Source organism: Hymenobacter bucti, from assembly GCF_042681145.1.
In the GTDB taxonomy this organism is placed as follows: domain Bacteria; phylum Bacteroidota; class Bacteroidia; order Cytophagales; family Hymenobacteraceae; genus Hymenobacter; species Hymenobacter bucti.
Genome location: NZ_JBHUFD010000001.1, coordinates 1,319,354 through 1,330,459, shown reverse-complemented (window position 1 = coordinate 1,330,459; position 11,106 = coordinate 1,319,354). Strand labels below are relative to the sequence as shown.

Below are 11,106 nucleotides of genomic sequence, written 5' to 3'. Positions count from 1 at the left end.
CAAGTAGGCGGCCATGCTTCCGAGGCGATTGCCTGCCTAGGCGTGCATGGCCGCCTAGCGGCCCCGTTGGGCAGCGCGCCCCAAGGCCGTTGCCTAATAGCCCGGGTTTTGCGTGAAGTCGGCGCGGTTCAGGTCAATCTGGGTTTGCGGAATGGGCCGCAGCAGGTTGAAGCTCTGCAGGCGGTTGTACTTCGCCAGCTCCTTGTTGTAGAGCTTGCCGCGCTCCAGCAGCTTACCCGTGCGCTTCAGCTCATACCACCGAAGCTCCTCGCCAAACAGCTCGCGGGCGCGCTCATCCAAGATGTTGTCGATGGTGATGCTGGTGGCTTTCAGCTCGTCTTTGTAAGGCAGGTTGGTGGCCGGGTTGGTGCCGGTTTTGCCGGCCCGGGTACGGATTACGTTGTAGTACTGCACGGCCTTCGCCATGTCGCCGGCCTTCAGATACGCCTCCGATGCAATGAGGTAGGTTTCGGCAAGCCGGAACACGTAGGTATCGCGGATACCTAGGTTGTTGTCGCTGTAGGGCACGTTCACTTCCCGGAACTTCTGGGCGTAGGGCAGCGAGCGGGGCGAGAAGCTGGTCTTGTTCTCGTACTCGTCGAAATTATAGACGTTGTACTTCTTAGTCGCTTTGCGCGCCGCCGAAAAAGGCACGTCGGGAAAGTAAATTACCGTGTCGCCTACCGCGAAGCCCGCCGTGGCTACCTGGGCGTAAATGGCCGTGGCAAACGTGCTTTGGTAGCGGGCATCGCGCGTTTTGTCAAACAGCGTGTACAGGTACGAGGTCGGCGCGATGTAGAGCGTCGACTTACCGTAGTAGGCGCTGCGGCCAATGGTGGGGTACGTCTGAAACTCCATGTTGAACAAGTTGTGGAGGCCATTACCCGTAATCAGCAGCGAAGGGTTGTTGATGTAGTAGTAGCGGCTGCTCTCGACGTTGGCATTGTACTGCACCGAAAAAATAACCTCTGAGTTCACCTGAAAGCCCGCATTGCTGGGGTCGAAGAGGCTCGCGAAGTTGCTGCTCAGCGCGTAGGGCCCCGAAGTGATAAGCGTCTCGGCCAGCTGGCCCGCCTTGGTGAAGTCTGCCTGGCCGGCCCCGTAGCTTTTGTAGCCGCGGGTCAGGTACACCTTGGCTAGCAGGTGCTGGGCCATGCCCTTCGTAACGCGGCCGAAGTTGGCGGTAGTGGCCGGCAGCCCATCGATGGCCTCGGTCAGGTCCTTGATAACCTGGGTGTACACGTCCTTCTCGGGGGTGCGGGCGAAGCCAAACGTGGGCTGGGTGGCCGGCGCCAGCACCAGCGGCACGTCACCAAAGGTTTCGGCCAGCAAAAAGTAGTGATACGCCCGCAGCGCCTTGGTTTCGGCCACGCGGGTGGCCACGGTGGCGGCGTCCAGGCCCGTCACTTGCGTCGACCAGAACTGAACCGTGTTGGTGAGCTGAATGGCGTAGTACGCCTCCTTCCAGTACGAGTCGAGGTCGGGGTTACTCGAATTCAGGTTGTTGTCGTAGCTATTAAAAGCGTTGGTCGAGCCTACCTCCGTCACGGTGAAGATGTCGGTTCCCAGAAAGAACATGCCCGTGTAGCTGAGCAGGGGCCGCAGGGGCGAGTAGGTCGATTTTACCAGGTCCTCGAAGCCCTGGGCGGTACCGTAGTAGGTTTCGGCGGTGCGGCCACCTAGGTTTTCTTCGACCAGGTAGTCCTTGCAGCCGGTTAGCGACAGCAGGGCCAGGCAGCCTGCTGCGCACAGGCCATTGATAAAGCGTTTCATAAAAGATAGCTAGGCTTGGAGAAAAAGTGGGTTACAGCGACACATTCACTCCGAAGAGGAAGGTGCGGGTCCGGAAGCTTTGCGACCCGAACGTGTCGAGGCTGGCCGACTCGGGGTCCCAGCCCACGTAGTTGGTGAACACGAAGGGGTTGTAGGCGGTGGCGTACACCCGCACGCCGCCCACCCCGAAGCGGCCCGACATGGCTTTCGGCACGTTGTAGCCGAGCGTAATGTTGCTGATTTTGGTGTAGGAGGCGTTGGTATAGAGCGAAGCCCGGCGCCGGTTGGCGTCCTGCTCAATGGCGGCGTTTGCCCACTTGTTGCTCGGGTTGGTCGTGGTCCAGTAATCGCGGCTCAGGGCGTTGAAGCGCGCCCGCCCCTGGTCGCTGAACTCAAACTGCGACAGAAACTGGTTGAACTCCGTCACACCCTGGCGGGTATACACCGTCACGTTCAAGTCAAAGTTGGCAAAATTGACGGTGTTCGATATGCCACCAAACCACTTGGGCGAGTTGCTGCCCAGCACCACCCGGTCGTCGCTGTTAATCTTTTTGTCGCCGTTGGTATCCTGTACCTTCCACTGGCCGGGCTTCTGCCCGTACTCGGCGGCCTGCGCGGCCTCGTCGGTTTGCCACACGCCCACGACTTTGTAGTCGTAGTACACCCGCACATTCTGGCCGATAAACCAGTTGTTACCTACGTCGTTTTTGCCGTTGCCGTAGAGGTCCAGAATCTCGTTGTGGTTGCGGGCAAAGTTGATGTTCGTCTTCCAGGTAAACTTGCTGTTAGTTACGTTCACCGTGTTCAGGTTCAGCTCAACGCCTTCATTGCGCACGCGGCCCACGTTGGAAAGCACCGAGTTAAAGCCGTTCTCGGCCGGAATCTGCTGCACCAGAATGGAGCCGCGCGACGTCTTGTTGTAGTAGTCCGCATCGAGCGAAATCCGACCCTTGAAGAATGAGATTTCCAGGCCGGCGTTGTACTCGCGGGTTTTCTCCCAGGTCAGGTCTTTGTTGCCCAGGCCCGAGGGCGAAAAGCCGTTGGCCGTCACGCCGTTGAAGTCGTAGTACGAGGGCGTCACCGTCACCTGCGTGGCGTAGGGATTGAGGCCCAGCGGGTTGTTGCTCGAAATGGCCGCATTGCCCGATTCGCCGTAGCTCACCCGCGCTTTCAGCAGGTTCAGAAATTCGTATTGCTTCAGGAAATCCTCGTCGCTGGCCACCCAGGCAAAGCCCGCCGACGGAAAGAAGTCCCACTTCTTACCTTCCGCCAGAATGGAATTACCATCGTAGCGGCCGGTTAGCGTCACCAGGTATCGGTTGCGGAACGAGTAGTTGGCCCGCGCCAGGTACGACATAGTCGTTTGCTTGGCGTAGTTGCTGGTGGCCACCGTGGAAGGAGGGGTAGTAGTGCCCGCAATGGTCACGGCCGTGCTCGTGCCTAGGTTGTACCACAGCGAGTTGTAAGGCAGGCCCGATACCGTGGTCGAGTTGGCATCGTTCTGATAATAGTTGGCCGTGGTGCCCGCTAAAATGCTCAGGTTATGGGCACCAAACTCGGTGGCGTAGCTCAGAAAATTCTCCTGGTCGTAGTTGAATACGTGGTAGGTGCTGTAGTTGGCATTGCTGGGCTGGGTGCCGGCGCGGGCCTTAGTGTAGGTGTCCTGGTACCACCCTAGGCGCTGGTAAGTGATATCGGTGGTGAACGTGGACCGGAATTTCAGGCCCTTCAGGATGGTCCACTCGCCGTACACGTTGGGCAGGATGCGGATGTACTGCGTGCGCCGAATCTCGTTGCGGTAGTCGTAGAGCGGGTTGGTAATCTGCGCCTCGGTTTCGTAGGTGAAAAAGCGCTCGCTGCCGTCGTCGTTGTAGGCGCTGCCAGTGGGCCGCAGGCGGTAGGCACTCCGAAACGTTTCGAGGGCGCCGGGCTTGCTATCCACGAAGGCCGCGTAGGCCGAAGCCCCCACTTTAAACTTGTCGCTGAGGGTTTTATCAATCCCCAGCTTCATGGTGTACTTCTTCAGGTCCACTATTTTCTCGGCACCGTGGTAGTCCTGGTAGCCGAGTGACAAGAAAGTATTGGTCTTACCATCGCCGCCATTCAGCGACAGTAAGTGGCTGGTTTGCAGGCCCCGCTGCTTGATGAGGTCTATCCAGTTGGTGTAGGTGTTGTTCTTGATGTTGCGCAGCTCGGTGGCCGAAAACACTTTTTCGTCGGTGGCCACCACATCGGGGTTCTGGCCCTGGTCGATGGCGCGGGTGCGGCTGTATTCGCGGGCGTAGTTCACAAACTCGGGCCCGCTCATCATAGGCGGCAGGTTGTAGGCTTCCACAAAGCCCACGTAGCCGTCGTAGGTGATGCGCGAGCCGCCGGCCGAGCCCTTTTTCGTGGTCACGATTACCACCCCGTTGGCGCCGCGCGAGCCGTAAATGGCCGTCGAAGAAGCATCCTTAAGCACGTCGATGCGCTCAATGTCAGCTGGATTAATATCGTTGATATTCGACACCGGAATACCGTCCAGCACGTACAGCGGCTGGGTATTACCCCCAATGGAGTTGGCCCCCCGAATCTCAATGGTAAGGTCGGCACCCGGCTTGCCCGAGGCGCGTTTCACGTCTACCCCCGACAGGCGGCCCTGCAGCGCCTCCTGGGCATTGGGAGCTCTAGAGCTCACAATTTCCTTGCTGTCGAGCGACACAACCGTGCCGGTTAGGTCGCGCTTTTTCTGGGTGCCGTAGCCCACTACCACTACCTCATCCAGCGACTTCGAATCGGCTTTCAGGGTAATCTTGATTTCCAGGTTGTTACTTATTGGTACTTCCGTGGTTTGGTAGCCGACGAATGACACAATGAGCACCCCCTGCGCGGTGGGTACCGTTAGCTTAAAGCGGCCCTCCGCGTCGGTACCGACGCCGTTGGCAGTGCCTTTTAGCACTATGCTAGCACCGGGCAGGGCTTCGCCTTTTTCATCCACCACCTGCCCGCTGATGGTGACCGGGGCGGGCAGCAACGCTTTGGTGGCGGCAGTAGGGCGAGGGGCGATACTTACCGCTGGCTTAGTGGGGGCGTCGGCCTTGGCCAGGCTCGGCAAATAGATGCAACACAGCGCGGCCGTGGCCACAATACTCCTCGTTGACAACTGGGTAAGAGTTGCTTGCATAGGAAAGCAGGTTTGGGTGGGAAATGGAGAGAAGCTGTTTGGATTGAGTAGAAAATGAATTTCTGACCCATCCAGACGTCTCAAAGGAAGGCACCCAACCCAACTATATGACTATGAACGCAGTCTTAAATTTACGCAAGCGGTTGCGTAAATTTAAGACTGCGTTCATTCGCTAACGTATTTTTTAGTAGCTATTTAGGTACCATACTATCGTTTTGCGCCCTGCCTACACGCGGCAAGTTTCGGCCAGCGCTACCAGGCGGCTCGCTACCCCCCGGTAGATTGGCGCACCACGAGCTTGGAGGGCAAAACCTGGCTGTCGCTGGCGCTCACAGCGTTCTTATTTTTCAGGCTTTTGAACAGCAGCCGGGCAGCGGCCTGGCCGGTTTCAAAAGCGGGCTGCACCACGGTAGTGAGCGGCGGGTTGAGGATGGCCGCCGACCGCGAATTGGAAAAGCAAACGACTTTGATGTCGGCCGGAATACCCAGGTGCAGCTCGCTGCAGGCTTGGTACACGCTCAGGGTCAAGCCTTCCGCCGTTGCTATGATGCCGTTGGTGTGCGCCTGTTTTTGCAGCACTTCCCGAATGAGCTGCAAGTTGCTTTCATCGTCGAGGCCGCAGTCGACCACTAGCTCGGGCTGAAAGGGCAGGCCGGCCTCCTGCAGCGCCTGGCGGTAGCCCGCCAGCCGCGCCTGCCCAATGGACAAGTTACGGAAGTAGCTCAGAAAGAGAATAGTAGTGCAGCCCCGCTCAATGAGGTGCCAGGTCGCCTGCGCGCTACTCTCTAGGTCGTTGGTAAGTACCGTAGGCGTCTGCACCTGCTCAATGGCCCGGTCGAACAGAATAAGCGGCACCTGCTGCGCCAAGAGCCCCCGCATGTGCACCGAGCTAGTCGTTTCGGCCGATATGGACATGATAACCCCATCGACGCGCCCACCCTGGAACTCCTTCAAAATCTCCTGTTCTTGCTGCAGCCGCTCGTGGGTGAGATAGATAAGCACGTGGTAACCCCGCTCCTGCGCTACGGCCTCAATGCCGTTGATTGCCTGCGCAAAATAGCTGTCAGTTACTTCCGGAATCACGACCGAAATCGTCTTGCTGCGGCGGCTGCCCAGGCTGCTGGCGTGCGGATTGGGCACGTAGCTAAGCCTGCGCGCCAGCTGTAGCACGCGGCTTTTTGTTTCAGCCCCAATCTGGTAGCTATCTTGTAGCGCGCGCGATACAGTTGAGGTTGATAGATTAAGCTCGGCGGCGAGTTGCTTGAGGGTTACTTTTTCCATACGCTAGGTGCAGCAAGCTAACCAGCGGCCGGAAAAAGCGGGTCTTCACGCCCCGGCTTCCGCAACTAAATTCGACCTTTCCTAAACCACCAGTGCAGAATAATACTATTTTTACTTCTGTATTCAGATAGTAGCGCGGCGCGAGGCTTCGCGTTTAGTTACTAAGGCTAACCAGGCACCACGCGAAGCCGAGCTTCGCGCTACTGCCCCCGCGGCCTACTTCCTAGGTCCGAAAAACCCGGGTTTCTCCATCAAAGGCCCCTCCCCTACCTAGCGGTGAATTTTCATGTCAACATCGTACTTGTAGCGCGGCGGGCCACCGATGGGCACCGCGAAGAAGGGCAGCGCCGTATCGTACTGGTCGGTCACGTAGAAGACCATGTCGTTGGGCGTTTTGGTGGTGCTGGTCAGGCGAAAATCCAGCGAAAGGCCGCGCTCCTGGTCGGTGATGGGAATAACGTTGCTGCTCCACTCCTTGTCGCCGCTCACCACACCCAGGTGGCCGTTTTTGGAAACGCTGAATACCTTGAGCGTGGCCGACTTATCTACGTCATAGTTGCTCTGCTTCATGCTCACTACCTTATCGTTTACGAAGGGGTAGAGGTGCACCGTGGCCTGCCGCAGGGCGGGCGGCAGCCGGAAGCAATACTCGTAGGTGAAGGCATTACCGCCGGGCACGGCATTGTTGGCGGCGCGCTCGGTGCTGAAAAAAAAGCGGTACACGTTGCCGTCGTTGCCGCTCAGACCCCGCACTATTACTTTAAATACGTAGCCCTTGAACTCCTCCACCAGCTCGCCCTCCAGCGGGTTGAGCGGGCCAAAAGTGTAGTACTTCTCATCGTACTGGGCCTCGCCGCCGAAGGTTTTTTCCTGGAGCAGGCGGCCCGTCACGGGCTGAGGTTTGAGGGCGGGGCGGGGGTCGCGGGCGCCGGCCCCCGAGTGCGCGCCTGGCCCGCCGTAGATGCTGAAGCTGGTGCGCGTGTCGTAGCTACCCTTCTGAGAATCAAGCTGGTCGCCGCAATCGGGGTCGTACACGCGCAGGTACACGGGCTGGCGCTGGCCCTGGGGAACCAGAAAAAAGAACGTCTGCGTGAAATCGTCGTCGCCCCAGGCGGGGTCGGCCTGGGCGCCAAACGTGATGAGGTACTGAATATTTTCGCCGGGGTTGGGCACGGCCTGCGCCCGGGCCCCTAGGGTGGTGGCCAGCAGCCACGGTAGCCACGCCACCAGCTGCCCCAACCGGCACCTGGAGAATACTGTTGATAACATATATGGACGCTGTATAGTAGCTAGCAGCTGACCCGATTCCGGCCGGCGCCGTAATATTACAACCCTAATGTTTTCTTAAGCTGGACTGCTGCCCACTGCATGAGTGCTTCTTCGCGCGATACCAACGACTTTTTTGACCTGCTGACTAACCAGGTGCTGGCCCTGCGCGTGGCCACTCACCAGCGTCTACGCCCGCTCAATAGTGAGCAGCTCAACCGCCGCCCGGGCTACGACAAATGGAGCGTAGGCCAGTGCCTTGAGCACCTCAACATCCTGAGCGGCTACTACTTGCCCCTGGTAAAAGCAAGCTTGAAAGCGGCGCAGGCTCGCGGCTCGGTGGCCCGCGGCTCGGTGCGCAGCGGCTGGCTAGGCCGGCGCTTTGCCAGCGCCGCCCGGCAGGATGACGACTCGGAAGACACTTTCCGGGTGCCTAAGCAATACGCCCCCACGGGCGTGCGCCTCTCGGGCACGGTAGTCGAAGCGTTTAACCGCCAGCTCGATGAGCTGTTGCGGCTGCTGCTGCTGGCCCGCCAGGTAGATGCCGGCACCATCCGCGTGCCCAATCCTTTGCACCCCTGGCTCAAGCTCCGCCTCACCGACGTGCTGGAGATACTGGTGGCCAACTACAAGCGCTACGTGCACCAGGCCGAGCAGGCGCGGGCTACCATCGCCACCAAGCACGCCTAGGTAGTGCTTAGTGCTTAACGAATAGTGGGTAGTGATTAGTGGACCACTCAGCCACTAATCACTACCCACTATTCGTTAAGCACTAACCTACTCGTTGTACAGCACTTGCAGCACCGTCTGGCCCACGGCCTTCATCGTTTTGCGGTCGATGATGCTCATGTTGTCGGCCGTGGTGTGGTGGTAGGCCGGAAAATATTCCTCGCCGTAGGCCGGATGGTCGTAAATGTCCACCGTCGGAATACCAGCCTGGTTGATGTACACGTGGTCGTCGGTGATGGCGCCCGTGTCTTTGAAAAGGAAATAATCGGAGTAGCCAATCTTGGCCGCCGTGTTCCAGATTTTATCAACCACGGTGCGGGCCTTGTCCAGCGACGTGCCCTCGCGGGTGAAGTGGCCGTCCTTGGCGCCCACCATGTCGAGCAAGATGCCGTACTCGGCCTTGTAGTTGGGGGGCACCATGTTTTTGGCCCAGTACTGCGAGCCTAGGCACCAGCCGTCGCCGTTGCCTTCAAGCAGGTTTTTCTGGCCTTCGATAGCCCCCACTTCGAAGCCCCAGTCTTCGGCATCAACCAGAATAACGTCGACGCCCACGTTGGGCGCCAGCTTCTCGGGCTGCTGGCTCAGGGTGCGTACTATTTCCAGGGCCACGGCCACGGCGCTGGCGCCATCGCTGGCCCCATCCATGGGCAGCTTGCGCTTGGCTTTGTCTTTTTCGGCATCGGCAAAGGGCCGAGTATCCCAGTGGGCAAACAGGGCCACCCGCCGCGCCGCCTGCGGCTGGTACTGGGCAATGATGTTGCGCCCCTTAATCTGGGTGCCATCGAAGGTCATGGCCGTAAACGGCTGCTCGCGCACCGTCAGGCCAAAGCCTTTGAGCTTAGCCACCAGGTAGTTGCCGCAAGCTACGTGCGCGGGCGTATTGGGCACACGAGGACCGAAGGCCACCTGCCTAGCCGTGAACGCGTAGGCCGAGTCGGCGCTAAAGACCGGGGCCTTGGCAAGCGCAGCGTCGCCCTTCTCGGGCTGGCTAGCGGTGTCAGCGGGCTTTTCGGCGGGGCAGGCCGTGAGCAGGAAAGAAGCGACGGCCAAAAGCGTCAGCCGGGGCAAGAAATTTTTCACGCAGTAGGTGGCTCGCGCCGTCTTTCAGTTCGCAGTAGTAGTCGCGGGTTTTGCAGTGAACTTACGCAAGGACAGTTGCCTATTCCTCGCTGTAGACCCATTCCACGCCGGTTTTGGTGTCTTTAATGACGATGCCCTGGTTTTTGAGCGCCGCCCGAATCTGGTCGACTTTGTCGTAGGCTTTGGCCTCTTTAGCCTCCTGGTAAAAGCCTAGGGTCAGGCCCAGCAGGTCTTCGGTGCTGGTGCGGGGCTCGTCGCGCAGGCCCAGCACGTCTTGCACCAGCGTGCGGTACGCGGCGGCGGCTTCGCGCAGGGCGGCCGGCCCTACTTCGGCCAGCGCGGCCGGGTTGGTAGCCAGGGTATTGAGGCGCTTAAGCAGGTCAAACACCGCCGCTACGGCCCTAGGGGTGTTCAGGTCGTCGTCGAGGAAGGTGAAGGGCTTGGCCGCCAGGTTCCGCAGCTGCTGGGCCGGCGAGGGCGGGCCGGGCTGGGCGGGTGCCGCATCTATTTTCACTTCTTCACCGCTCACCTCCTCCCCTAGGTCACTCACCAGCTTATCGAGCAGGCGCAGGCCGTTGAGGAGCTTGCGGTAGCCTTTGCGGGCGGCTTGCAGAGCGTCGTCGCTGAGGTCGATGGGCGAGCGGTAGTGCGCTTGCAGAAAGAAGAAGCGCAGCGTCATGGGCGAGTACGACTGCGAGAGCGCACTGGTATCACCACTAAACATCTGGGGCAAGGTAATGAAATTACCCAGCGACTTGCTCATCTTCTGACCGTTGACGGTCAGCATGTTATTGTGCAGCCAGAAGCGGGCGCCGGGGCTAGGCGTGTGCGAACCTTCGTTTTGGGCAATCTCGCACTCGTGGTGCGGAAACATCAAGTCGAGGCCGCCGCCGTGGATGTCGAACTCGGCGCCTAGGTACTTGCGGCTCATGGCCGAGCACTCGAGGTGCCAGCCCGGGAACCCCTCGCCCCAGGGCGAGGGCCAGCGCATAATGTGCTGCGGCGAAGCGTTTTTCCAGAGGGCAAAGTCGGTGGGCGAGCGCTTTTCTTCCTGCCCGGCCAGCGCGGTGCGGGTGCCGGCCAGCAGTTCCTCCACCACGCGGCCCGACAGGCGGCCGTAGTTGCCGCCCTCGGCGTTGTACTTGGGCACATCGAAATATACCGAGCCATTGGCCTCGTAGGCCAGGCCGCGCTCCAGGATTTCCTGAATTAGGGTAATCTGCTCGGTAATGTGGCCGCTGGCCTGGGGCTCGATATCGGGCGGCAGGCACCCTAGGGCGGCCATGGCCTGGCGGTAGCTATTAGTATAATGCTGAGCTACTTGCATGGGCTCCAGCTGCTTGGCCTTGGCGGCTTTGGCCATCTTGTCCTCGCCGGTGTCGGCGTCGCTTTCGAGGTGGCCCACGTCGGTGATGTTGCGCACGTAGCGCACCTGGTACCCTAGGTGGCGCAGGTAGCGCGTGAGCACGTCGAACACGATGGGCCCGCGGGCATTGCCCAGGTGGGCATCGTTGTACACGGTAGGTCCGCAGAGGTACAAGCCCACCTGGGGCGGGTGCAGCGGCTCGAAGGTTTCCTTTTGGCGGGTAAGCGTATTATACAGCGTCAGCGACATGACAAGTAATTAACAATGAGCAATCAGCAAAGCCAGATTGCTTTTCGAAAGTCAGGAAAAAGGCAGTTTTGAAGGCCAAAACCAAGTAGTACCCAACGCCGAGCGAGCCGCAAAGTTCAGGATTAATTAGCAAGGAAGTAGCACTCCGCCTGTCGTTGCGAGGAGGAACGACGAAGCAATCGCATCAGAACGAGCCGTT

The 11,106-nt window shown here is 59.5% G+C and carries 7 protein-coding genes; 1 reads left to right on the top strand and 6 read right to left on the bottom strand.

Annotated features, from left to right (window positions below; all coding sequences use genetic code 11):
- Nucleotides 1–93: 93 nt before the first annotated feature.
- From ACFSDX_RS05445 to ACFSDX_RS05430, 4 genes are all read right to left on the bottom strand, one after another.
- Complete coding sequence (locus ACFSDX_RS05445) at nt 94–1,773, bottom strand: RagB/SusD family nutrient uptake outer membrane protein (protein ID WP_382312190.1); 1,680 nt, start codon at nt 1,771–1,773, stop codon at nt 94–96.
- A gap of 31 nt (nt 1,774–1,804) precedes the next feature.
- Nucleotides 1,805–4,936: a SusC/RagA family TonB-linked outer membrane protein gene (locus ACFSDX_RS05440; RefSeq protein ID WP_382312189.1), complete on the bottom strand. Its 3,132-nt coding sequence runs from the start codon at nt 4,934–4,936 to the stop codon at nt 1,805–1,807.
- A 267-nt stretch (nt 4,937–5,203) separates the two neighbouring features.
- On the bottom strand, nt 5,204–6,217 hold the full coding sequence (locus ACFSDX_RS05435) for a LacI family DNA-binding transcriptional regulator (protein WP_382312187.1): 1,014 nt from the start codon (nt 6,215–6,217) through the stop codon (nt 5,204–5,206).
- Nucleotides 6,218–6,487: 270 nt separating this feature from the next.
- Nucleotides 6,488–7,486 (bottom strand): hypothetical protein, encoded by a 999-nt coding sequence (locus ACFSDX_RS05430; RefSeq protein ID WP_382312186.1) that lies wholly within the window; start codon nt 7,484–7,486, stop codon nt 6,488–6,490.
- A gap of 99 nt (nt 7,487–7,585) precedes the next feature.
- Here ACFSDX_RS05430 and ACFSDX_RS05425 point away from each other — a divergent pair, with 99 nt between their 5' ends.
- Complete coding sequence (locus ACFSDX_RS05425; protein WP_382312185.1) at nt 7,586–8,173, top strand: DinB family protein; 588 nt, start codon at nt 7,586–7,588, stop codon at nt 8,171–8,173.
- An 87-nt stretch (nt 8,174–8,260) separates the two neighbouring features.
- On the opposite strand, the gene ACFSDX_RS05420 is transcribed toward ACFSDX_RS05425, so the two are convergent.
- Together ACFSDX_RS05420 and cysS are read right to left on the bottom strand one after the other, a co-directional pair.
- Nucleotides 8,261–9,262, bottom strand: a complete 1,002-nt coding sequence (locus tag ACFSDX_RS05420) for a M28 family peptidase (protein WP_382312184.1) — start codon at nt 9,260–9,262, stop codon at nt 8,261–8,263.
- 109 nt (nt 9,263–9,371) lie between these two features.
- A complete protein-coding gene (cysS, locus tag ACFSDX_RS05415; protein ID WP_382312182.1) occupies nt 9,372–10,907 on the bottom strand; it encodes a cysteine--tRNA ligase in 1,536 nt (511 codons plus the stop codon).
- Nucleotides 10,908–11,106: the final 199 nt, after the last annotated feature.

Coding starts and splice junctions, on each gene's coding strand:
- ACFSDX_RS05445 (WP_382312190.1), bottom strand. CDS start 1,773: ATGAAACGCTTTATCAATGGCCTGTGCGCAGCAGGCTGCCTGGCCCTG.
- ACFSDX_RS05440 (WP_382312189.1), bottom strand. CDS start 4,936: ATGCAAGCAACTCTTACCCAGTTGTCAACGAGGAGTATTGTGGCCACG.
- ACFSDX_RS05435 (WP_382312187.1), bottom strand. CDS start 6,217: ATGGAAAAAGTAACCCTCAAGCAACTCGCCGCCGAGCTTAATCTATCA.
- ACFSDX_RS05430 (WP_382312186.1), bottom strand. CDS start 7,486: ATGTTATCAACAGTATTCTCCAGGTGCCGGTTGGGGCAGCTGGTGGCG.
- ACFSDX_RS05425 (WP_382312185.1), top strand. CDS start 7,586: ATGAGTGCTTCTTCGCGCGATACCAACGACTTTTTTGACCTGCTGACT.
- cysS (WP_382312182.1), bottom strand. CDS start 10,907: ATGTCGCTGACGCTGTATAATACGCTTACCCGCCAAAAGGAAACCTTC.